This is a genomic window from Streptomyces neyagawaensis, assembly GCF_023516595.1.
GTDB classification, from domain to species: domain Bacteria; phylum Actinomycetota; class Actinomycetes; order Streptomycetales; family Streptomycetaceae; genus Streptomyces; species Streptomyces neyagawaensis.
Genome location: NZ_JAMGBG010000025.1, coordinates 230,197 through 253,511, shown reverse-complemented (window position 1 = coordinate 253,511; position 23,315 = coordinate 230,197). Strand labels below are relative to the sequence as shown.

The window sequence follows — 23,315 nt, the reverse complement described above, 5'->3', positions numbered from 1 at the left end:
CATGGATACCGCAGAGCTGGACACCTACCTTCGCCGCATCGGAGCCGAGCACCCGGCCTGGCCCACCGTGGACGTACTGCGTGAACTGCACCTGCGCCATCTGCGGTCGGTGCCGTTCGAGAACCTGTCGATCCACCTCGGGGAGGAGATCGTGCTGGAGGAGAAGCGGCTGCTCGACAAGATCGTCGGGGAGCGCAGGGGCGGCTTCTGTTACGAACTGAACGGGCTGTTCGGGGCGATGCTCGCGGCGCTGGGCTTCGACGTGACGCTGCTCGCGGCACGGGTCTACGACGACGAGAAGCGCCTGGGCATCCCCTACGACCATCTCGCGCTGCGGGTGCGGACGGTGGACGGGGGTGACTGGCTGGCCGATGTGGGGTTCGGGTCGAACAGCCACTATCCGCTGGAGTTCGGGGGGAGAGGGGAGCAGGAGGACCCGGCGGGCACGTTCCGGGTGGTGGAGGCGGACCGGCAGAGCGGGGCGCGGGAGTTCGGGGACCTGGATGTGCTGCGGGACGGCAAGCCGCAGTACCGGCTGGAGGTGCGGCCGCGGGTGCTCGGGGACTTCGTGGCCGGGGCCTGGTGGCACAGCACCTCGCCGGCCTCGCACTTCACCCGGTCGCTGGTCTGCTCGCGGCTCGGTGACGACGGTGGACGGATGACGCTCAGCGGCCGCACCCTCACGGTCACGTCCCGGGAGGGCGAGAAGGAGGTGACCGAGCTGGGAACGGACGAGGAGGTACTGGCGGTGTACCGGGAGCGGTTCGGGATGGAGTTGGGGCGGGTGCCGGAGGTGCGCGGGACGAAGTAGGGCGGGCCCGACCACCAGCCGGGCCGGGTGGTGGGCTGCCGGGCGTGGGGTGCCCGGCGTGGGGCGGCGGGCGGTCGCGGAAAATGGGGGCGTGAGCGATGTGAGACATGTGCTGGTGCTGCCTGATCGTGACGCGGCGGAAGAGGCGGCGGAGGCCCTCGGGGAGCGGTTCGGGTTGAGCGAGGAGCCCCAGCTGGTGCGGGACGCGCTGGCCGGGGAGGACGACGCGGAGGACGCCCAGTGGCTGCTGGTGCTGCGCGACGAGGACGGGCGGCTCGATCCGGTGGCGCTGGACGAGTTCGCGGGGGAGTGGGAGGGGTGGCGTGAGGAGCCGTAGGGCTCGTTGTCGGTGCCCCGTGGGATGCTGTGCGTGATGGCCAAGAAGACCGCTCACGATGATCCCCTCGCTTCTGTCACCCTCGCCGTGGGACAGGAGGAGCTGCTGCTCGACCGGGCCGTGCAGGAGGTGGTGGCCGCCGCCAGGGCCGCCGACGCCGACACGGATGTGCGGGACCTCACCTCGGACCAGTTGCAGCCGGGCACGCTCGCCGAGCTGACGAGTCCCTCGCTGTTCGCCGAGCGGAAGGTCGTGGTCGTGCGGAACGCGCAGGACCTGTCGGCCGACACCGTCAAGGACGTGAAGGCGTACCTGGGCGCCCCTGCCGAGGAGATCACCCTCGTGCTGCTGCATGCGGGCGGCGCCAAGGGCAAGGGGCTGCTGGACGCGGCGCGCAAGGCGGGGGCGCGGGAGGTGACCTGCCCGAAGATGACGAAGCCGGCGGAGCGGCTGGCGTTCGTGCGGGGGGAGTTCCGCGCGCTCGGGCGGTCCGCGACACCGGAGGCGTGCCAGGCGCTGGTCGACGCGATCGGAAGCGATCTGCGGGAGCTGGCGTCGGCGGCGTCGCAGCTGGTCGCCGATGTCGAGGGGACCATCGACGAGGCCGTGGTCGGGCGGTACTACACCGGTCGGGCCGAGGCGTCGAGCTTCGAGGTCGCCGACCGGGCCGTCGAGGGACGGGCGGCGGAGGCGCTGGAGGCGCTCAGGTGGTCGCTGTCCACCGGGGTGGCGCCGGTGCTGATCACCAGCGCGCTGGCGCAGGGCGTCCGAGCCATCGGCAAGCTGTCGTCCGCGCGGGGCGGGAGGCCGGCGGACCTGGCGCGGGAGCTGGGCATGCCGCCGTGGAAGATCGACCGGGTGCGGCAGCAGATGCGGGGGTGGACACCGGAAGGGGTCGCCGTCGCGATGCGGGCCGTCGCGGAGGCCGATGCCGGGGTCAAGGGCGGCGGGGACGACCCCGAGTACGCGCTGGAGAAGGCGGTCGTGACCATCGCCCGAGCGGCACGGTCCCGCCGGGGGTGAGTGTGCCGCCCTCGCCAGGGCGCGAGGGCTGCTGCCGTGCGCTGCCCGCTGCCGTGCGGTGGCCGCTGCCGTGCGGTGGCCGATGCCGCGCCGTTGTGGCCTGTCGCGCAGTTCGCCGCGCCCAGCGCCCAGCGCCTCCGTGCTCTGAGGGCTTGCGTGGCCTTCACCGTGCCCGTGTTTCCGGGGCCTGCGGCCCGGCACGATCGCGCATCCGCACGGCGCGCACCGTCCCCCAACGCGAAGACCCCGTCGTCCTCCCTGGGGAAGGGAGGGCGACGGGGTCCTCGTTTCACGATGGTGGACTTGCACCCGCGTGGCGAACGCAGGCCGCGTGCAGGTCCAGGGGTGCCGGGCGGGAGCGGATGAGAGAGGGCCCGCTACGGGTCCGTCCGGCGGTCAGATCAAAGGTGAAGCTCAGCCCTTGAGGGAAGCGACCTTGGAAGCAAGCGCCGACTTCTTGTTGGCGGCCTGGTTCTTGTGGATGACGCCCTTCGAGACGGCCTTGTCGAGCTGACGCGCGGCAGCGCGCTGGTACTCGGTGGCCTTCTCGGCGTCACCCGCGGCAGCGGCCTCACGGGCCTTGCGGATCGCGGTCTTGAGCGACGACTTGACGGCCTTGTTGCGCAGGCGCGCCTTCTCGTTGGTCTTGTTCCGCTTGATCTGGGACTTGATGTTCGCCACGAATGAGCCTTTTCAGCTACTGGCGACCGAGGACATGCAGGGCATGCGGACCCCGGGCACCTTTGGTTTTCTTTGGGATGTGCCTCCTGCAGAGAGGGCATGAGACACAGCCACCCAGGCTACCAGTGGCTCCGCGAGTGGCCCAAACCCGCCCCAGCCCCGCGCGCGTGGGAGCATGGAGCCTACGCATAGACCCGGTAGACCCCGTTCGTACCGACCCGCTAGATCCGACCCGAGACCGCAGACGGCTGCGGACGCCTCAAGAATCAGGACCCTGCGTGCCCGCGATCCCTAGCCATGTGCCCGAGCCGAGCCGTACCGACCCGGCTCTGATCCGCAATTTCTGCATCATCGCGCACATCGACCACGGCAAGTCCACGCTCGCCGACCGGATGCTCCAGTTGACCGGTGTGGTCGAGCAGCGGCAGATGCGTGCTCAGTACCTCGACCGCATGGACATCGAGCGTGAGCGCGGCATCACGATCAAGTCCCAGGCGGTGCGTCTGCCCTGGGCGCCGACCGGCGACCCGGGGAACACGCACATCCTCAACATGATCGACACCCCCGGGCACGTCGACTTCACCTACGAGGTGTCACGGTCGCTGGCCGCCTGCGAGGGGACCGTCCTCCTCGTGGACGCCGCGCAGGGCATCGAGGCGCAGACCCTCGCCAACCTGTACCTGGCGATGGAGAACGACCTCACGATCATCCCGGTCCTCAACAAGATCGACCTGCCGGCCGCCCAGCCGGAGAAGTTCGCCGAGGAGCTCGCCAACCTCGTCGGGTGCGACCCCGACGACGTGCTGCGGGTCTCCGCCAAGACCGGTGTCGGGGTCGACGCGCTGCTGGACAGGGTCGTCGCCGACGTCCCCGCCCCGGTCGGCGTCAAGGACGCCCCGGCCCGCGCGATGATCTTCGACTCGGTGTACGACTCGTACCGCGGCGTGGTCACGTACGTCCGTGTCATCGACGGGCAGCTCAACAAGCGTGAGCGCATCAAGATGATGTCGACGGGCGCGACCCACGAGCTGCTGGAGATCGGCACGAACTCGCCCGAGATGCTGGGAGCCGACGGCCTCGGCGTCGGTGAGGTGGGCTACCTCATTACCGGTGTGAAGGACGTCCGCCAGTCCAAGGTCGGTGACACCGTCACCAGCCAGCAGAAGGGGGCCACCGAGGCCCTCGGCGGGTACAAGGACCCCAAGCCCATGGTCTTCTCCGGGCTCTATCCGCTGGACGGGTCCGACTACCCCGAGCTGCGCGAGGCCCTCGACAAGCTCCAGCTCAACGACGCCGCGCTCGTCTACGAGCCGGAGACGTCCGCCGCGCTCGGCTTCGGCTTCCGCGTCGGCTTCCTCGGGCTGCTGCACCTCGACGTGATCCGCGAGCGGCTGGAGCGCGAGTTCGGCCTCGACCTGATCGCGACCGCGCCGAACGTGGTCTACCGCGTCGTGATGGAGGACGGCACCGAGCACACCGTCACCAACCCGAGCGAGTTCCCCGAGGGCAAGATCAACGAGGTGTACGAGCCGGTCGTGCGCGCCACGATCCTCGCGCCCACCGAGTTCATCGGCTCGATCATGGAGCTGTGCCAGACCCGGCGCGGCACCCTGCTCGGCATGGACTACCTCTCCGAGGACCGCGTCGAGATCCGCTACACGCTGCCCCTGGCGGAGATCGTCTTCGACTTCTTCGACCAGCTGAAGTCGAAGACGCGCGGCTACGCCTCGCTCGACTACGAGCCCACCGGCGAGCAGACGTCCTCCCTGGTCAAGGTTGACATCCTGCTGCACGGCGACAAGGTGGACGCCTTCTCGGCGATCACCCACAAGGACGCCGCGTACGCGTACGGGGTGCGGCTCGTCGCCAAGCTGCGCGAGCTGATCCCGCGGCAGGCGTTCGAGGTGCCGATCCAGGCCGCCATCGGCTCCCGGGTCATCGCCCGCGAGACCATCCGCGCCATCCGCAAGGACGTCCTCGCCAAGTGCTACGGCGGTGACATCTCCCGGAAGCGGAAGCTGCTGGAGAAGCAGAAGGAGGGCAAGAAGCGGATGAAGATGGTGGGCTCTGTGGAGGTTCCGCAGGAGGCCTTCATCGCCGTGCTGTCCAGTGACGACAGCGCCGGCGGAGCCAAGGGCAAGAAGTAGCCACCTTCGCGGATCTCCGCAGGTCCCGGCGGTAGCCGTTGTTACCCCCGGAAACTTGGGCAGAATGTGGGCCCGTCGCGTTTCGGCGCGGCGGGCCCGCATGTCTTCGGGACGCGGCGGCCGCGTGCTCGTACGGTCGTTCTCGGTGAAAAGTGACGGGCCGCCGCCCCTTACGAACCAGCCAACCTCGCTCTACCCTGATCACCACTCGATGGTTACTCGCGAGTTAAACAACAGCCGCTTTGAGCCAGCCGCACCAGTCCATGCTGACCCTGCCGCACTGTCGCGGGCCCCGGAGGATGTCGTGAGCGACACACAGACCCTGATCGAGAACCGCCCGCCGTCCATGGCGTCCCTCTTCCTGGAGCGCGTGGCGGCCACGCCCGACGCGGAGGCATTCCGCTACCCGGTGCCGCCGGCCTCAGGTCAGGGACCTTCGGACTGGAAGCCGCTGACCTGGGCGGAGGCCGCCGCGCGCGTCGACGCCATCGCGGCCGGCCTGGTCGAGCTGGGCGTACAGCCCGAGGAGCGCATCGCGCTGTCGTCCGCCACCAGGATCGAGTGGATCCTGTGCGACCTCGGCATCATGTGCGCCGGCGGCGCCAATACGACGATCTACCCGTCGACCAACGCCGAGGAGTCGGCGTACATCCTGTCCGACTCCGCCAGCAAGATCCTCATCGCGGAGAACGCCGAGCAGCTTCAGAAGGCGCGGGAGAAGAAGGCCGAGCTGCCCGAGCTGACCCATGTGGTCGTCATCGACCCCGACGGCGCCGACCTCTCGGAGGACTGGGTCCTCTCGCTGGCCGAGCTGGAGAAGCGCGGGACGGCGTACCTGGAGAAGAAGCCCGACCTGATCAAGGAGAAGGTCGGCGCGATCACCAAGGACCAGCTCGCCACCCTCATCTACACCTCGGGCACCACCGGCCGCCCCAAGGGTGTGCGCCTGCCGCACGACAACTGGGCGTACATGGGCAAGGCCATCGCCGCGACCGGTCTGCTCAGCGCGGAGGACGTGCAGTACCTGTGGCTGCCGCTGGCGCACGTCATGGGCAAGGTGCTGCTGTCCGGGCACATCGAGGTCGGGCACATCACCGCCGTCGACGGCCGGGTCGACAAGATCATCGAGAATCTGCCGGTCGTGCGGCCGACGTACATGGCCGCGGTGCCGCGCATCTTCGAGAAGGTCTACAACGGTGTCGCCGCGAAGGCCCGCGAGGGCGGCGCCGCCAAGTACAAGATCTTCCAGTGGGCGTCCGAGGTCGCCCGCGAGTACGCCAAGGTCAGCCAGGACAACTTCCGCCGCACCGGCACCGCGTCCGTGCCGTTCGCGCTGGGGGCCAAGCACAAGGTCGCCGACGCGCTGGTCTACAAGAAGCTGCGCGAGGCGTTCGGCGGGCGGCTGCGCGCCTGTATCTCCGGCTCGGTGGCACTCGCACCCGAGATCGGCTTCTTCTTCGCCGGCGCGGGCATCCCCATCCTGGAGGGCTACGGCCTGACCGAGTCCTCCGCGGCGTCGTTCCTGAACCCCGGCGAGGCGTTCCGCACGGGGACGGTCGGCAAGCCGCTGCCCGGCTGCGAGGTGCGCATCGCGGACGACGGCGAGATCCTGCTGCGCGGCCCCGGCATCATGGAGGGCTACCACGGGCTGCCGGACAAGACCGCCGAGGTGCTGGAGGCGGACGGCTGGTTCCACACCGGTGACATCGGCGAGCTGTCGCCCGACGGGTACCTGCGGATCACCGACCGCAAGAAGGACCTGTTCAAGACCTCCGGCGGCAAGTACATCGCGCCGACCGAGATCGAGGGCCAGTTCAAGGCGCTGTGCCCGTTCACGTCCAACGTCATGGTCATCGGCGCCGACCGCAACTTCTGCACGGCCCTCATCGCCCTCGACGAGCCGGCCCTCCTCGGCTGGGCCAAGGAGAACGGCCTGGAGGGGAAGTCGTACGAGCAGATCATCGCGGCCCCGGCCACGGTGGAGCTCATCGAGGGGTACGTCACCCAGCTCAACCAGGGCCTGCAGCGGTGGCAGACCGTCAAGAAGTTCCGCCTGCTGCCGCGGGACCTGGACGTCGAGCACGGTGAGCTGACGCCGAGCCTGAAGCTGAAGCGGCCGGTGGTGGAGAAGGAGTACCAGCACCTCATCGACGAGATGTACGCGGGGACCAGGGAGAAGTAGCGCCCCGCGCCTCTCTCGGGTCAGCCGGTGTGGTCCCTGGTCACCAGGGAACGGAGTTCCTGGACCTGTATGCGGGCCTCCGCCAGGTCCGGGGACTCCTCGGACAGCTGTTTCTCCAGTGCGCTCAGGCGGGACAGGACCTGTTCCGCCTGTTCCTCCTGCCGTGCCCGCAGGGCCGCCAGCTTGCGGGTCTTGCGGTGCAGCTCCAGGAAGACACTGACCTTCGCGCGCAGGACCCAGGGGTCGAAGGGCTTGGTCAGATAGTCGGCGGCGCCGGTGGCGTAGCCGCGGAAGGCGTAGCCCATCTCGGCGTCCGTGCCGGTGAGGAAGATGATCGGGACGTCCTTCGTCTGGTCGAGGCGCTTGAGGTTGGCCGCGGTCTCGAAACCATCCATACCCGGCATGCGGATGTCGAGGAGGACGACGGCGAAGCGCTGCCGCAGCAGGGCCTTCATGGCCTCCTCGCCGGAACGGGCCCGTACCAGCGGCTCGTTGAGCGATGCCAGGACGGCCTCCAGCGCGATCAGGTTGTCCTCCATGTCGTCGACGAGGAGGATGCCCGCGCGTCCGTCGGTCCGGTCCTGAGTGGTCATGGTGAGGGTGCCTCGTTCTCTTCGGTGCGTTTCTCGGGCGACGGCTCGACGCCCTCCGGGTCCAGGACGCCGCACACCACGGTGAGCAGCTGGTCGACGTCCACCGGCTTGGGTACGTAGTCGTTGGCGCCCCGGGCGATGGACTTCTCGCGGTCGCCGGGCATCGCCTTCGCGGTCAGCGCGACGATGGGCAGACCGGCCCAGCGGGGCGTGCGACGGATGGCGGAGATCGTCTCGTAGCCGTCCATCTCCGGCATCATGATGTCCATCAGGACCAGCTCGACGTCCGGGTTGCGCTCCAGGGTCTCGATGCCCTCCCGCCCGTTCTCCGCGTACAGGACCGGCATGCCGACACGGCCGAGGACATGGGTGAGCGCGAAGACGTTGCGGATGTCGTCGTCCACGATCAGCACCCGGCGGCCCGGCAGGATCTGGCCCGCGCGCCCCGCCTTCCACGCCTCCAGCTTGGTGGGCGCTGGCCAGGTGTCGTCCTCGGGGGCGGCCGGATACGGCTCGGCCGCCAGCTGGTCGGGGATCAGCGCCGCGGGGTCCTCGGCGCCGCCGGTCACCGTGTGCCCGGGGCTGAAGACGGGCACGTACAGCGTGAACGTCGAGCCCTTGCCGGGGATGCTCTCGGCGATGATGCGGCCGCCCAGCAGACCCGCGATCTCCCGGCTGATGGACAGCCCGAGGCCGGTGCCGCCGTACTTGCGGTTCGTGGTGCCGTCGGCCTGCTGGAACGCCTCGAAGATCACCGGCAGTTTCTCCGGCGCGATACCGATGCCGGTGTCGGAGACCGCGAACGCGATCACCTCGTCGGTGTCCTCACGGGCATAGCGGTGCTCGGGATCCTTGACGCGGCTGACGGTCAGTTCGACCCTGCCGGACGCGGTGAACTTGATCGCGTTGGAGAGCAGGTTGCGCAGGATCTGCTGGAGGCGCTGCTCGTCCGAGTACATCTCGCGCGGTACGCCCTCGCCGACCGTGACCTCGAAGGACAGGCCCCGGTCGAGGGTGAGCGGGCGGAACGTGGCGTGGACGTAGTCCAGCAGCTTGATGAGCGGCAGCCGCTTCGGCCGTACGTCCATCCGGCCCGCCTCGATCTTCGACAGGTCCAGGATGTCGTTGATCAGCTGCAGGAGGTCGGAGCCCGAGCGGTGGATCGTCGACGCGAACTGCACCTCCTGGTCGGAGAGATGGCCGTCCGGGTTGTCGGAGAGCAGGCGCGCCAGGATGAGCAGCGAGTTGAGGGGTGTGCGCAGCTCGTGCGACATGTTCGCCAGGAACTCCGACTTGTACTGGGAGGAGGTCGCGAGCAGGGCCGCCTTCTCCTCCAGTTCGGCGTTCGAGCGCTGGAGTTCCGCCTGCTGCTTCTGGAGTTCGTCGGAGCGTTCCTGGAGCTGCATGGCCAGGCGCTGCGACTCACCGAGGAGGGACTCCGTGCGGGAGTTGGCGATGATGGTGTTGATCGCGACGCCGATGGTGTTCACGAACTGGTCGAAGAACGCCAGATGGACGTCCGAGAAACGGGAGAACGAGGCGAGTTCGATCACGCCGAGGAGCTTGTCCTCGAAGAGGATCGGGATGATGACCACGCTGGACGGGGCCGCCTCCCCCAGACCGCTGTTGATCTTGATGTAGTCGGGCGGGGTCTGCTCGACCAGGATCCGCTTCTTCTCGCGGGCCGCCTGGGCGACGAGACCGTGCACGGGAAGGCCGCCGGTCTCGACCGTCGCGTCCTGCGCGGACCCGTAGCCCGCGATGAAGGCGAGGCCCTTGCCGGGGGCCACCGTGCGCAGCGCCGCCCCGTCCTGGTCGGGGTCGGCCAGGTAGAAGGCGCCGTACTGGGCCTTCACCAGCGGCGTCAGCTCCCGCAGGATCAGATCGGCGACCTCCATCAGATCGCGGTGGCCCTGCATCAGGGCGGCGAGGCGGGCGAGGTTGGACTCCAGCCAGTCCTTCGCGCGGGTCGTCTCGCGGAGGTTGGCCACCATCAGGTTGATGTTGTCCTTCAGCTCGGCGACCTCGCCGCGCGCTTCCACCGTGATCGAGCGGGACATGTCGCCCTGGGCCACGGCCGACGCGACCTCGGCGATGGCGCGGACCTGGGTGGTCAGGTTCAGCGCGAGTTCGTTCACGTTCGTCGTGAGGCGCTTCCAGGTGCCGTACACGCCCTCGACCCGTGCCTGCCCGCCGAGCTGGCCCTCCGAGCCGACCTCGCGGGCGACGCGGGTGACCTCGGAGGAGAACGACGAGAGGGTGTCGACCATGGTGTTGATGGCGGTCTTCAGTTCGAGGATCTCGCCACGCGCGTCCACGTCGATCTTCTTGGAGAGGTCGCCGTTCGCGACGGCCGTCGTCACCTGGGCGATGTTGCGGACCTGCGAGGTGAGGTTGTCGGCCATGGAGTTGACGTTGTCGGTCAGATCCCGCCACACACCGGACACGCCCAGCACCTGGGCGCGCCCCCCGAGCCGGCCGTCGGTGCCGACCTCGCGGGCGACCCTCGTCACCTCGTCGGCGAACGCCCGCAGTTGCTCCACCATCGTGTTGACGGTGTCCTTCAGCTCCAGGATCTCGCCGCGCGCGTCGACGGTGATCTTCTTGGAGAGGTCGCCGTTGGCGACGGCGGTCGTCACCTGGGCGATGTTGCGGACCTGGGAGGTGAGGTTCAGGGCCATGAAGTTGACGTTGTCGGTGAGGTCCTTCCAGACGCCGGAGACGCCTCTGACCTGCGCCTGACCGCCGAGGTTGCCTTCGGTGCCGACTTCGCGGGCGACGCGGGTGACCTCGTCGGCGAAGGCGGAGAGCTGGTCGACCATGGTGTTGATCGTCGACTTCAGCTCCAGGATCTCGCCCTTCGCCTCGACCGTGATCTTCTTGCCGAGATCGCCCTGGGCGACCGCCGTGGAGACGAGGGCGATGTTGCGGACCTGCGAGGTCAGGTTGTCCGCCATGAAGTTGACGTTGTCGGTGAGGTCCTTCCAGACGCCGGAGACGCCTCTGACCTGCGCCCGGCCGCCGAGGTTGCCTTCGGTGCCGACTTCGCGGGCGACACGGGTGACCTCGTCGGCGAAGGCGGAGAGCTGGTCGACCATGGTGTTGATCGTCGACTTCAGCTCCAGGATCTCGCCCTGCGCGTCGACGGTGATCTTCTGGCTCAGATCGCCGTTGGCGACGGCGGTGGTGACCTGGGCGATGTTGCGGACCTGCGAGGTCAGGTTCGACGCCATGAAGTTGACGTTGTCGGTGAGGTCCTTCCACACCCCCGAGACGCCTCTGACCTGCGCCCGGCCACCCAGCTGGCCCTCGGTGCCGACTTCGCGGGCCACCCGCGTGACCTCGTCGGCGAACGCGGACAGCTGGTCCACCATCGTGTTCACGGTGAGCTTCAGTTCGAGCAACTCGCCGGTCGCCTCGACCGTCACCGTACGGGTGAGATCGCCGCGCGCGACGGCGGTGGTCACCAGGGCGATGTCCCGCACCTGCGCGGTCAGCCGGGAGGCCATCGTGTTGACCGCCTCGGTCACGTCCCGCCAACTCCCGGACAGGCCACGCACCTTGGCCCGGCCGCCGAGCCGGCCCTCGGTGCCGACCTCGCGGGCCACCCGGGTCACCTCGCCGGTGAACAGCGACAGCTGGTCCACCATCTTGTTGACCGCGCGGCCCAACCGGCGTAAGTCGCCCCGTAGTTGCCGGTTGCCGTCGTGCAGGTCGACGCGCTGGGTCAGGTCGCCGCCGGCCACCGCGTCCAGCACCCGCGTGGCGTTCGCCGCGGGGGCGACCAGCGCGTCCAGCGTCTGGTTCACATCGTCGACGCGGGTCGCCCAGGCGCCCTGCCCCGGGCTGGCCGAGAGCCGCTCGTCCAGCCTGCCGTGCCGCACCAACTCCCGCTTGACGCGCTGCACTTCACCGCCGAAGTGCGTGCTCCGGTCGATGATCTGGTTGAAGAGGGCGCACAACTCCGCGACCGGCGCGGGACCCGTCTCCGGGGCCTTGATGAAGGTGCCGTCGCGCGCCGCCGTCATGGCCGCGGTGAGCGCACGGAGGTCGGACGCCCGGATCAGTACGTCCGTTCCCCTGTCTTTCTGACCGTCTTCGAGCGCCCGCGTAGCACTGTTCTCACTCATGGTTGCCCACTTCGGTAACTCGGCGCTTATGAGCGTGGCCAGTCTGTCACTCTGTCCGTGCCGCCTGGGGCCTAATCGTCCGAACTTCTCAGGGAGCCGCTCAGTGGGGGCCATTCCGACGCAACGGGAGACCGTGCCGCGTTCTCCTGATGCGCCCGCGCATCAGGAGAACGGGAGCGCGCCGGAGGGCTACGCCGGCGCGGCCTACGTCGGCTCCGTACGCGCCGGAGCCGACCGGCGCGCGGTGGCGCGGCTGTCGCTCCCGGGAGGGCCGCTCGCGCCCGGAGCCGCCCGGCGCTTCGTCGGCAGCGCGCTCCAGGAGTGGACGGACCTCGAACTCCCCGGCGCGGACGCGTTCAGTGGCCGGCTCGTCGAGGACGTGCTCGTCGTGGTCAGCGAACTGGTCACCAACGCGGTCGTCCACGCCGGTACCGACGTCGAACTGCTGTGCCGCTACGACCGCGACGACCGCACCGCCTCCGGCTGGCTCGTCGTCGAGGTGTCCGACCACCATCCCTCCCGCGCGGTACGCGACGAGGGCGCCGCACGCCCGTACCTCGTCGAACGTCCTTACGGTGCCGCCGAGTACGGCCGCGGCCTGCGCCTCGTCGCGGCGGTCTCCGAGGCCTGGGGCATCACGTACCGGACCAGCACGAAGACGGTGTGGGCCCGGCTGTCGGTGGACGGGGCCCTCGCGGTGGACGAGGGGCGTGGGGAGCATGGGGGCGAGCCGGGCGTCGGCGGAGTCGCCGGGGTCGGGGAGATCGGGGGAGTCGGGGGAATCTCCGCGCTCGGGGGAGTCCGCGGCTACGGAGAGACGGACGGTGGGTTGAGGGCGGGGGCGTACGCCGCCGGGACCGAGGGCGGGGACGCGGGGGCGCACGCCGGTGTCGCCTGGCGGGAGGACACGGGCGCCGGGGCGTACGCCGCTGCCGTGGGCGATGATGTGCGGGTGCGCGCCGGTGGGCCGGGTGCGGGCGACTGCCTGGAGCCGGTCGGGTCTGGTGGGCCGGCGGGCTTGGTGGACGCCGTCCGCTCGCTTGACCCTGAGTCGGTCGGTTCGGTTGGTTCGGTCGGTTCGGGGGGCGTGGCTGGTCCGGTTGGTCCGGTCGGTTCGGTTGGTGTGGTCGGGCCGGTCGGGTCGGTCAACCCCGTGGCCCCGGTCGGCTCCCTCGGCTTCCGCGACCCCGATGACGACGCCGGCCTCACCGGCGCAGTCGATCGAGGGCCGGCCGAGCTCATCGCGCCGGTTCCGCGGCGTGGGGTGGAGGGGGACCGGGAGTGGCTGAACCGGGGCGCCCTCTCGTTCCTCGCCGAGGCGTCCGATCTGCTCGCCGGGCAGCTCGACGAGGACCTGGTCGCCGCGCTCGCCGGACAGCTCCTGGTGCCCCGCCTCGCCGACTGGTGCGCGGTGTGGCTGGAGGACGAGACCCTCGGCTGGCGCGGCTCCGACGGCTCGCTCGGCCCCGCGCCCCGACTCGCCCGGGTCTGGCACGGCAGCGAGAACCGCATCGAGGACCTCCGCAAGGCCCTGGAGAAGGACCCGCCGAGGCTCCCCGAGTCGGTGCGGTCGCGAGCGGTGCCGGTGCCGTGGCCGCGTATGGGCGTGGGCGACACGGAGGCCGTGGCGGACACGGGTGCGGCGGCGGGTTCGGCCGCCTCGGCGGCTTCGGCAACCCCGGCGTCTCCGGCCGCCGAGGCGGCAGCGGTGGCTGCGGCGGCTACGACGGGCGCGGCCGTACGCCCTGGGGCAGCGGCCGGGGCCGAACCGGCTCCCGCATCGCGGCGGGCAGGCGGGTCGGGGTCGTCGTGCGAGGGCCGGGGCAAGGGGGGACCCGGAGACGGCGTCGAGGGCGGGTCGGCGCTCGCGTACCGGCTGATCGCCGGTGGGCGGCCGCTCGGGACGCTCGTGATCGGCCGCGCCGGGCTGCTCCGCTTCCCGGACGAGCTGACCGGGCTCGTCGAGGACCTCAGCCGCCGGATCGCGCTGGCGATCGGGGCGGCCCGGCAGTACGCACGCCAGGCCACCATCAGCCGCGTCCTGCAGCGCGGGCTGCTCCCGGGCGCGGTCGCCGAGATCCCCGGCGTCACCAGCGCCCTCGTGTACGAGCCGCGCGACAAGGGCGGACCCAGCGGCGACTTCTACGACCTGTTCCCGGCGGGCCGGGGCCGCTGGTGCTTCGCGCTCGGCGACGTCCAGGGCAAGGGCCCCGAGGCCGCCGTCGTCATCGGCCTCGCCCGCCCCTGGCTCCGGCTGCTCGCCCGCGAGGGTTACGGCGTCGCCGACGTACTCGACCGCCTCAACCAACTCCTCCTCGACGACGCGACCGAGACGGCCGACGCCGCCGCGCGGGCCCTGGTCACGGCGGGCGACCCCGGCCTCGTCGACCCGGAGGCATCACAGACCCGCTTCCTCTCCCTCCTGTACGGCGAACTCGTTCCCTTCGACGGCGGTGTCCGCTGCACCCTCGCCTCCGCCGGGCATCCGCTGCCGCTGCTCCTCGGGCCCGACGGCGACGTACGGACCGTGGCCGAGCCGCAGACCCTGCTCGGGGTGATCGAGGACGCGGAGTACGTCTCCGAGACGTTCGAGCTGCGCCCCGGCGACACGCTGCTCAGCGTGACCGACGGGGTGACCGAGCGACGCAGCGGTCCCGTCATGTTCGACGACGGCGACGGCCTCGCGAGCGCGCTGGCCGGCTGCGCCGGGCTCAACGCCCAGCTGATCGCCGAACGGATCCGTCGACTCGTGCACGAGTTCGGCCAGGGCGCCCCGGAGGACGACCTGGCGCTGCTGGTGCTCCAGGCGGAGTAGACGCCGCGCCGGTGCTGGACAATGGAACGCATGCCTTCCGCACTTCCCGACGGTGAGCCCGTTCCCGACGACGGGGCGCTGCCCGCGCACGCCCTGGCCGGGGCGGCCGAGCGGCCCCTCGGGTTCTATCTGCACGTCCCGTACTGCGCGACCCGCTGCGGGTACTGCGACTTCAACACCTACACCGCGACCGAGCTGCGCGGCACCGGCGGTGTGCTCGCCTCCCGCGACAACTACGCGGACACCGTCGTCGACGAGATCCGCCTCGCCCGCAAGGTCCTCGGCGACGACCCGCGGCCCGTCCGTACGGTCTTCGTCGGTGGCGGCACCCCCACCCTGCTGGCCGCCGACGATCTCGTACGGATGCTCGGGGCGATCCGGGACGAGTTCGGGCTCGCGGACGACGCCGAGGTGACGACGGAGGCGAACCCGGAGTCCGTGGACCCCGCGTACCTGGCGACCCTGCGGGCCGGCGGCTTCAACCGGGTCTCCTTCGGTATGCAGAGCGCCCGGCAGCACGTGCTGAGGATCCTCGACCGGACGCACACGCCGGGGCGCCCCGAGGCGTGTGTCGCGGAGGCGCGCGCGGCCGGGTTCGAGCATGTCAACCTCGACCTGATCTACGGCACGCCCGGCGAGTCCGACGACGACTGGCGAGCCTCCCTGGACGCGGCGCTCGGCGCCGGGCCGGACCACGTGTCGGCGTACGCGCTGATCGTCGAGGAGGGCACCCAGCTCGCGCGGCGGATCCGGCGGGGCGAGGTGCCGATGACGGACGACGACGTGCACGCCGACCGCTATCTGATCGCGGAGGAGATGCTGTCGGCCGCGGGCTTCGACTGGTACGAGGTCTCCAACTGGGCGACCTCCGAGGCCGGCCGGTGCCTGCACAACGAGCTGTACTGGCGCGGCGCGGACTGGTGGGGCGCGGGCCCCGGCGCGCACAGCCATGTCGGCGGTGTGCGCTGGTGGAACGTCAAGCACCCCGGCGCGTACGCGGGCGCGCTGGCGGCGGGGAGGTCGCCGGGCGCGGGCCGGGAACTGCTGTCGGACGAGGACCGCCGGGTGGAGCGGATCCTGCTGGAGCTGAGGCTGCGGGAGGGCGTGCCGCTGGACCTGCTGCGGGAGGCCGGGCGCGCGGCCGCGCACCGGACGCTCACGGACGGGCTCCTGGCGAAGGAGCCGTACGACGAGGGGCGCGCGGTACTGACCCTCCGGGGCCGCCTCCTCGCCGACGCGGTCGTCCGAGACCTAGTGGACTGACCGACCACCAGCCGCCGCCCGGCCCTGAGCGGGCCGCCCCGGCCTCCGTCGCGCTGCGGGCCCTCGCCGGCCGTCGCCGACCGGGACCTCGGAGGCTGCCCCGCTGTCCGTTGCGGTTCCGGCTCTCGCCAGCCGCCCCGGCCATCCGTCGCGGCACGGGCCCTCGCCGGCCGACCGGCTGGCCGTCGCCGACCGGGACCTCGGGGGCCGACCCGCCATCCGTCGTGTTGCGGGCCCTCGCCGGCCGACCGGCTGGCCGTCGCCGACCGGGACCTCGGGGGCTGCCCCGCTGTCCGTTGTGGTTCCGGCTCTCGCCAGCCGCCCCGGCCTCCGTCGCGCTGCGGGCCCTCGCCTGCCGACCGGCTGGCCGTCGCCGACCGGGACCTCGCGGGCTGCCCCGCCATCCGTTGCGGTTCGGGCTGTCGCCGGCCGACCCGGCATCCTTGGCGGTGCGGCCCCGAGCGGGCCGCGTCGGCCACCCTACGCGTCTGCCGGGTTCCTCCGGGCAGGTGGCGGGCGCCTACGCGTCTGCCGGGTGACTGTGATCTTGCGGCTGCGGGTCGGTTTGTGGCCGGTCGCGCAGTTCCCCGCGCCCCTTTACGGCATGGGTGGCGCCCGGCGTGCTCGAGAGGCGTGTGCCGCGCTGCGGGCCCTCGCCTGCCGACCGGCTGGCCGTCGCCGACCGGGTCCTCGGGGGCCGACCCGCCATCCGTCGCGCTGCGGGCCCCCGCTGGCCGACCGGCCGGCCGTCGCCGATCGGGCCGCCCTCGTCGGCCGATCCGCCATCCGTCGCGGTGCCAGCACTCGTCGGCCGCCCCCCATCCGTCGGCCTCCGAGACCTCGTCGGCCGACCGGCTACCCGTCGCCGGCCGTGACGAAGTCGATCAGTTCCTCCACTCGGCCCAGCAGGGCCGGCTCCAGGTCCTTGTAGGACCGGACGCTTCCCAGAATGCGCTGCCACGCCGCACCGGTGTTTTCCGGCCAACCCAGTGCCTGGCACACCCCGGTCTTCCAGTCCTGGCCGCGCGGCACCCGCGGCCACGCCGCGATGCCCAGGGACGACGGCTTCACCGCCTCCCAGATGTCGATGTACGGGTGGCCCACGACGAGCGCGTGTTCGCCGGTCACGGACGCGGCGATGCGGGACTCCTTGCTGCCGGGGACCAGGTGGTCGACCAGGACGCCCAGTCGTGCGTCGGGGCCGGGGGCGAAGTCCGCGACGATCGCCGGGAGGTCGTCCACACCCTCCAGGTACTCCACCACCACCCCCTCGATCCGCAGGTCGTCGCCCCACACCTTTTCGACCAGCTCGGCGTCGTGGCGGCCCTCCACGTAGATGCGGCCGGCGCGGGCCACCCGCGCGCGGGCGCCGGGAACGGCGACCGAGCCGGACGCCGTACGGGTCGGACGGGGCGGGGCGGCGGACGAGGGGCGCACCAGCGTCACCACCCGCCCCTCCAGCAGGAACCCCCGCGGCTCCAGCGGGAACACCCGGTGCTTGCCGAAGCGGTCCTCCAGGGTGACCGTGCCCGCCTCGCAGCGGATCACCGCACCGCAGAAACCGGTGTCGGCCTCCTCCACCACCAGGCCCGGATCGGCCGGGACCTCGGGAACCGGCTTGGGCTTCTTCCACGGCGGGGTCAGATCCGGAGAGTACTGGCGCATTCGGATGACGATAGGAGAACCCGCGCCCGGAGTCGCCCCCGCTCAGCCCGACACGCCGAAGCGGCGTGCGAGCGCGTCGCGCTGGGCCCGGACGAACGCCGCGTCGACCACTGCCCCGTGCCCCGGCACGTACAGCGCGTCCTCGCCGCCCAGCTCCAGGAGCCGGTCCAGGGCGGCCGGCCAGTGGGAGGGCACGGCGTCCGGCCCGGCCTGGGGTTCACCGGACTCCTCCACCAGGTCCCCGCAGAAGACGATCTCGGGGGCGGCGGACGAGCCGGGCACCAGGACCGCCAGATCGTGCGGGGTGTGACCGGGACCCACGTTCGCCAGCAGCACCTGGAGGCCGCCGCCCAGATCCAGGGTCCACTCGCCCGAGACCTGGTGCCGGGGGCGTACGAGCAGGTCAGCGGCCTCGGCGGCGTCCTCGACGGGGAGACCGTGACGGACGGCGTCGGCGCGCAGCCCGTCCCGCCCGGCGGTCAGGACGCCGTCCAGGCCCACCGCGCCGAAGACCTCCACCCCGGCGAAGGCGGACGCCCCGAAGACATGGTCGAAGTGGGAGTGGGTGAGCGCGAGATGTGTCACACGGGAGCCGTCGAGCAGCTCACGCGCCTGGCCCCGCAACCGCGCGCCCTCCCGCAGACTCGACCCCGCGTCGATCATCAGGGCCGCGCCGTCCCCGGCCACCAGCCCGACCGTGCAGTCCCAGCCCGGCAGGCGGCACCGTCCGACCCGCGGCGCCAGCCCCTCCCACCCGCACTCTTCCCAAGTCACCGTCATGGCCCGACGCTAGCGCCCGGGGAGGGCCCGGCGCGGTGCCGTGGCGCCCGGTACTCCGGCCACTCGTCGCCACCCCCGTGTCCCACATCACCCCCCGCCCGCCCGTACCCGCCGGTAGGAAGCGGTGCGACATCGTCGGACAGGTCGGTACACCTCGGCACGACATGGCTGGACCGGCCTTGCCGGGGGCGTACCCCACCGCCGTACACTGGGCGGGGAGTGTTGGCACTCGCCCGCGGTGAGTGCCAAGGGGGAAGTCGCGCGGGAGACGAGCTGGAGGTGTGCGCGGATGCTCAGTGAACGCAGGCTCCAGGTGCTGCGCGCCATCGTCCAGGACTATGTGGGCACCGAGGAGCCGGTGGGGTCGAAGGCCCTCACCGAGCGGCACAACCTCGGCGTGTCCCCGGCGACGGTCCGCAACGACATGGCGGCGCTGGAGGACGAGGGCTACATCGCGCAGCCCCACACCAGCGCGGGCCGCATCCCCACCGACAAGGGGTACCGGCTCTTCGTCGACAAGCTGGCCGGCGTCAAGCCGATGACCGCGCCCGAGCGGCGCGCCATCCAGAACTTCCTGGACGGCGCCGTCGACCTGGACGACGTGGTCGCACGGACCGTACGGCTGTTGGCCCAGCTGACCAGGCAGGTCGCCGTCGTGCAGTACCCGTCGCTCACCCGCTCGACGGTGCGCCACGTGGAGCTGCTGTCGCTGGCCCCCGCCAGGCTGATGCTCGTGCTGATCACGGACACCGGCCGGGTGGAACAGCGGATGGTCGACTGCCCGGCGCCGTTCGGAGAAACGTCTCTCGCGGATCTGCGCGCCCGGCTGAACAGCAGGGTCGCGGGCCGCCGGTTCACCGATGTGCCCCGGCTGGTCGAGGACCTGCCGGAGGCGTTCGACGTCGAGGACCGGGGTACGGTCTCGACGGTGCTCTCCACGCTGCTGGAGACCCTGGTCGAGGAGAACGAGGAGCGGCTGATGATCGGCGGCACCGCCAATCTGACCCGCTTCGGACATGACTTCCCCCTCACCATCCGGCCGGTCCTCGAGGCCCTCGAGGAACAGGTCGTCCTCCTCAAGTTGCTTGGGGAGGCGGGGGATTCGGGCATGACCGTCCGCATCGGTCACGAGAACGCGTATGAGGGACTCAACTCCACGTCCGTCGTCTCGGTGGGCTACGGTTCGGGCGGCGAGGCAGTCGCGAAACTGGGCGTGGTCGGACCTACGCGCATGGACTATCCGGGAACGATGGGAGCGGTACGAGCGGTGGCACGGTACGTCGGACAGATCCTGGCGGAGTCTTAAGTGGCCACGGACTACTACGCCGTACTCGGCGTGCGCCGCGACGCGTCCCAGGACGAGATCAAGAAGGCGTTCCGCAGGCTCGCTCGCGAGCTGCACCCGGACGTCAATCCCGATCCGAAGACGCAGGAGCGGTTCAAGGAGATCAACGCGGCGTACGAGGTTCTCTCGGACCCGCAGAAGAAGCAGGTCTACGACCTCGGCGGTGACCCGCTGTCCCAGTCGGGCGGCGGAGGCGCGGGCGGCTTCGGCGCCGGTGGCTTCGGGAACTTCTCGGACATCATGGACGCCTTCTTCGGCACGGCGTCCCAGCGCGGCCCCCGGTCGCGCACGCGCCGCGGCCAGGACGCGATGATCCGGCTGGAGGTCGACCTCGACGAGGCCGCCTTCGGCACGACGAAGGACATCCAGGTCGACACGGCCGTGGTCTGCGGCACCTGCAGCGGCGAGGGCGCGGCCCCCGGCACGAGCGCGCAGACCTGTGACATGTGCCGCGGCCGCGGTGAGGTCTCGCAGGTCACGCGGTCCTTCCTCGGCCAGGTCATGACCTCGCGGCCCTGCCCGCAGTGCCAGGGCTTCGGCACGATCGTCCCGAACCCGTGCCCCGAGTGCGCGGGCGACGGACGGGTGCGGTCGAGGCGGACGCTGACGGTGAAGATCCCGGCCGGCGTCGACAACGGCACGCGCATCCAGCTCGCCGGTGAGGGCGAGGTCGGGCCCGGCGGCGGTCCCGCCGGTGACCTCTACGTCGAGATCCACGAGCTGCCGCACCCCACGTTCCAGCGGCGCGGCGACGACCTCCACTGCACGGTGACGATCCCCATGACCGCGGCGGCGCTCGGCACGAAGGTGCCGCTGGAGACGCTGGACGGTCTGGAGGAGGTCGACATCCGGCCCGGCACCCAGTCCGGCCAGTCGATCCCGCTGCACGGGCGCGGTGTCACGCATCTGCGCGGCGGAGGCCGTGGCGACCTCATCGTCCACGTCGAGGTGCAGACCCCGACGAAGCTCGACCCCGAGCAGGAGCAGCTGCTGCGGCAGCTGGCGGCGCTGCGGGGGGAGGAGCGGCCGACGGGGCAGTTCCAGCCGGGGCAGCAGGGGTTGTTCTCGCGGCTGAAGGACGCGTTCAACGGGCGCTGACCGTTGGTTGTTCGGCTGTGGGCTCGTCGTGGTGGTTCGCGCCCACGCGGCGGAGCCGCATGTGTCACCGCCCCGTGCCCCTGAAAAGCACGGTGCGACCCCGCGACCAGCCCCCACCCGCCCGCGGCCGAACCATCCGCGCACCCGATTCGGCGGCGGTCCGGGGACGTGAAAACATGCGGCCATGTCCTCCTCCGCACTGACCGATCTCTTTCCTCTCCCGATCGTGCAGGCCCCGATGGCGGGCGGTGTCTCCGTCCCGCCGCTGGCCGCCGCCGTGTCCGAGGCCGGGGGCCTGGGGTTCCTGGCCGCCGGGTACAAGACGGCCGACGGGATGTACCAGGAGATCAACGCGCTCCGGGCGCTCACCTCACGCCCGTTCGGCGTGAACCTGTTCATGCCGCAGCCCGAGTACTCGGAGCCCGCCGCCGTCGAGGTGTACGCGGAACAGCTGGCCGGTGAGGCCTCCTGGTACGACACGGAACTGGGCGACCCCGACAGCGGACGGGACGACGGCTACGAGGCCAAGCTCGCCGTCCTCCTCGACAACCCCGTCCCGGTGGTCTCCTTCCACTTCGGCTGCCCGACCCCCGAGGTCGTCGAGTCCCTCGCCCGCAAGGGCACCCTGACCCTTGTCACCGCGACCTCCGCGGAGGAGGCGCAGGCCGTGGAGCGGTCGGGTGCCCACGCGGTGATCGTGCAGGGCGTCGAGGCCGGCGGCCACCAGGGCACCCACCGGGACGACCCCGAGCGGGACTGCGCCGGCATCGGACTGCTCGCCCTCGTCGCCCAGGTCCGGGAGGCCGTGGCCCTGCCGATCGTCGCGGCCGGCGGGGTCATGCGCGGTGGCCAGATCGCCGCCCTGCTCACGGCGGGCGCGAGCGCCGCCCAGCTCGGTACGGCGTTCCTCGCCACACCCGAGTCCGGGGCCGCCGCCGTGCACAAGCGGGCCCTGACCGACCCGCTGTTCGTGCGGACGGAGCTGACCCGCGCGTTCTCCGGGCGCCCGGCCCGGGGGCTGGTCAACCGTTTCATGCGCGAGCACGGGCCCTACGCGCCCGTCGCCTACCCCGAGGTCCACCATCTGACGTCGCCGCTGCGCAAGGCCGCCGCCAAGGCCGGGGACGCGCAGGGCATGGCCCTGTGGGCCGGGCAGGGGCACCGGATGGCGCGGGAGCTGCCCGCCGGGGAACTGGTCGCGGTCCTGGCCGCCGAGATCGCCGAGGCACGGGCCGCGGTCGTCTCCGCCGGGATCGGCACGGCCGGGCCGGGCTCGGCCTCCGCGTCTTCCTCCGTGCCGACCTCCGCGTCGTCCTCCGTGCCGGCTTCCGCTTCCGGTTCCGGCGAGGCCGGCTCCGGGGCCGCGGCGGGCGGTGAGGGCCGATGACCGCTCCCGTCTTCGTCGTCGAGTCGCTGGAGCTGCCGCCCGGCAGTGGCGGCGAGTTCGTCCTCGACGGGCCCGAGGGGCGGCACGCCGTCTCCGTGAAGCGGCTGCGACCCGGTGAGGATGTCGTCCTCACCGACGGCCGGGGGCGCTGGGCCGAAGGGATCGTCAAGGCGGCCGAGGGCAAGGACCGGCTTGTGGTGATGGACCTGGAGTCCGTCCACGAGGAGCCGGTCGCGGGGCCCCGTATCACCGTCGTGCAGGCGCTGCCGAAGGGGGACCGGGGCGAGCTGGCCGTCGAGACCATGACCGAGGTCGGCATCGACGCGATCGTGCCGTGGGCGGCGTCGCGGTGCATCACCCAGTGGAAGGGTGAGCGCGGGCTCAAGGCCCTCGCGAAGTGGCGGGCGACCGCGCGCGAGGCGGGCAAGCAGTCACGGCGCGTACGGTTCCCCGAGGTCGGGGAACTGGCGACGGGCAAGCAGGTCGCCGAGTTGCTCGCGGGGGCGGACTTCGCGGGGGTCCTGCACGAGAGCGGTGACGCTGCGCTGGCCTCGGCCGAACTTCCCTCCGCCGGGGAGATCGTGCTGGTCGTGGGGCCCGAAGGGGGTGTCTCCCCGGAGGAGTTGGCGCTGTTCGCGGAGGCCGGGGCCGGGGCGTACCGGTTGGGGCCGAGTGTTCTGCGGACGTCCACGGCGGGGACGGCGGCGGGGGCGTTGTTGCTGACGCGTACGGGGCGGTGGGGCTGACGGCGCCTAGTAGCTCGGGGCGCGCCGTTCGTTGGGGGGTGCGGGTGGGTGGGGGTTTCTCGCGCAGTTCCCCGCGCCCCTGGAGGGACGGGCCTGCGGCCCGCCCTCCCCCTTGAAAAGCACGGGGCGCAGCCCCGGTCGCTTTTCAGGGGCGCGGGGCACTGCGCGAGAAACCACACACCACCCGCACCCGCGAACGCACCCTCTGGCCCGAGTCCTTGGGCGCATATCCACGACCGCGCGGGGAACACCCCGGCTGGGGGAGCGTGGCTGCATGTGGTCTTTCGTCGTGGGGCCCAGTGGTGGGAGGCT

16 protein-coding genes are annotated in these 23,315 nt (G+C 71.5%); 11 read left to right on the top strand and 5 right to left on the bottom strand.

The window, feature by feature from the left end; all coding sequences use genetic code 11:
* The first annotated feature begins 1 nt into the window (after window position 1).
* The 3 genes from M8J73_RS13765 to holA all read left to right on the top strand — a co-directional run bounded on the left by M8J73_RS13765 (window position 2) and on the right by holA (window position 2,171).
* Window positions 2-811: an arylamine N-acetyltransferase family protein gene (locus M8J73_RS13765; RefSeq protein WP_055543436.1), complete on the top strand. Its 810-nt coding sequence runs from the start codon at window positions 2-4 to the stop codon at window positions 809-811.
* 91 nt (window positions 812-902) lie between these two features.
* Window positions 903-1,148 carry a hypothetical protein gene (locus M8J73_RS13760; protein WP_249828663.1) on the top strand — a complete coding sequence of 82 codons (246 nt, stop codon included), beginning with the start codon at window positions 903-905 and terminating at the stop codon, window positions 1,146-1,148.
* Window positions 1,149-1,184: 36 nt separating this feature from the next.
* The gene (gene holA / locus M8J73_RS13755) at window positions 1,185-2,171 is read left to right on the top strand and encodes a DNA polymerase III subunit delta (RefSeq protein ID WP_206187970.1); all 987 of its coding nucleotides are present in this window, start codon (window positions 1,185-1,187) and stop codon (window positions 2,169-2,171) included.
* A 414-nt stretch (window positions 2,172-2,585) separates the two neighbouring features.
* Here the strand turns inward: holA and rpsT are convergent, their stop codons facing one another.
* Window positions 2,586-2,852 (bottom strand): 30S ribosomal protein S20, encoded by a 267-nt coding sequence (gene rpsT, locus M8J73_RS13750; protein WP_055515178.1) that lies wholly within the window; start codon window positions 2,850-2,852, stop codon window positions 2,586-2,588.
* Window positions 2,853-3,130: 278 nt separating this feature from the next.
* Between rpsT and lepA the strand changes: the two genes are divergently transcribed.
* Together lepA and M8J73_RS13740 are read left to right on the top strand one after the other, a co-directional pair.
* Window positions 3,131-4,999: a translation elongation factor 4 gene (gene lepA, locus M8J73_RS13745; RefSeq protein WP_055541237.1), complete on the top strand. Its 1,869-nt coding sequence runs from the start codon at window positions 3,131-3,133 to the stop codon at window positions 4,997-4,999.
* Window positions 5,000-5,303: 304 nt separating this feature from the next.
* The gene (locus tag M8J73_RS13740; RefSeq protein WP_055541238.1) at window positions 5,304-7,181 is read left to right on the top strand and encodes an AMP-dependent synthetase/ligase; all 1,878 of its coding nucleotides are present in this window, start codon (window positions 5,304-5,306) and stop codon (window positions 7,179-7,181) included.
* A gap of 20 nt (window positions 7,182-7,201) precedes the next feature.
* On the opposite strand, the gene M8J73_RS13735 is transcribed toward M8J73_RS13740, so the two are convergent.
* Both M8J73_RS13735 and M8J73_RS13730 read right to left on the bottom strand, forming a co-directional pair.
* Window positions 7,202-7,774 (bottom strand): response regulator, encoded by a 573-nt coding sequence (locus M8J73_RS13735; protein ID WP_055541239.1) that lies wholly within the window; start codon window positions 7,772-7,774, stop codon window positions 7,202-7,204.
* Window positions 7,771-11,904, bottom strand: a complete 4,134-nt coding sequence (locus M8J73_RS13730; protein WP_249828662.1) for a HAMP domain-containing hybrid sensor histidine kinase/response regulator — start codon at window positions 11,902-11,904, stop codon at window positions 7,771-7,773. Before M8J73_RS13730 ends, M8J73_RS13735 begins: the two co-directional genes overlap by 4 nt.
* Before the next feature lie 103 nt (window positions 11,905-12,007).
* Here M8J73_RS13730 and M8J73_RS13725 point away from each other — a divergent pair, with 103 nt between their 5' ends.
* Window positions 12,008-14,719 (top strand): ATP-binding SpoIIE family protein phosphatase, encoded by a 2,712-nt coding sequence (locus M8J73_RS13725; protein WP_249828661.1) that lies wholly within the window; start codon window positions 12,008-12,010, stop codon window positions 14,717-14,719.
* A gap of 30 nt (window positions 14,720-14,749) precedes the next feature.
* The gene (gene hemW, locus M8J73_RS13720; RefSeq protein ID WP_055541934.1) at window positions 14,750-15,982 is read left to right on the top strand and encodes a radical SAM family heme chaperone HemW; all 1,233 of its coding nucleotides are present in this window, start codon (window positions 14,750-14,752) and stop codon (window positions 15,980-15,982) included.
* An 855-nt stretch (window positions 15,983-16,837) separates the two neighbouring features.
* Here the strand turns inward: hemW and M8J73_RS13715 are convergent.
* On the bottom strand, window positions 16,838-17,647 hold the full coding sequence (locus tag M8J73_RS13715) for a DUF3097 domain-containing protein (protein ID WP_055541935.1): 810 nt from the start codon (window positions 17,645-17,647) through the stop codon (window positions 16,838-16,840).
* Window positions 17,648-17,689: 42 nt separating this feature from the next.
* Entirely contained in the window at window positions 17,690-18,427 is a 738-nt protein-coding gene (locus M8J73_RS13710; protein WP_249828660.1) for an MBL fold metallo-hydrolase, read from the bottom strand.
* Window positions 18,428-18,716: 289 nt separating this feature from the next.
* On the opposite strand from M8J73_RS13710, the gene hrcA reads away from it, so the two are divergent.
* From hrcA to M8J73_RS13690, 4 genes are all read left to right on the top strand, one after another.
* Entirely contained in the window at window positions 18,717-19,733 is a 1,017-nt protein-coding gene (hrcA, locus tag M8J73_RS13705) for a heat-inducible transcriptional repressor HrcA (protein WP_055543005.1), read from the top strand.
* Window positions 19,734-20,870: a molecular chaperone DnaJ gene (gene dnaJ / locus M8J73_RS13700; RefSeq protein ID WP_055543006.1), complete on the top strand. Its 1,137-nt coding sequence runs from the start codon at window positions 19,734-19,736 to the stop codon at window positions 20,868-20,870. It begins immediately after the preceding gene.
* Window positions 20,871-21,054: 184 nt separating this feature from the next.
* On the top strand, window positions 21,055-22,257 hold the full coding sequence (locus M8J73_RS13695; protein ID WP_249828659.1) for a nitronate monooxygenase: 1,203 nt from the start codon (window positions 21,055-21,057) through the stop codon (window positions 22,255-22,257).
* Window positions 22,254-23,003 carry a 16S rRNA (uracil(1498)-N(3))-methyltransferase gene (locus M8J73_RS13690; protein ID WP_249828658.1) on the top strand — a complete coding sequence of 250 codons (750 nt, stop codon included), beginning with the start codon at window positions 22,254-22,256 and terminating at the stop codon, window positions 23,001-23,003. Before M8J73_RS13695 ends, M8J73_RS13690 begins: the two co-directional genes overlap by 4 nt.
* Window positions 23,004-23,315 lie beyond the last annotated feature (312 nt).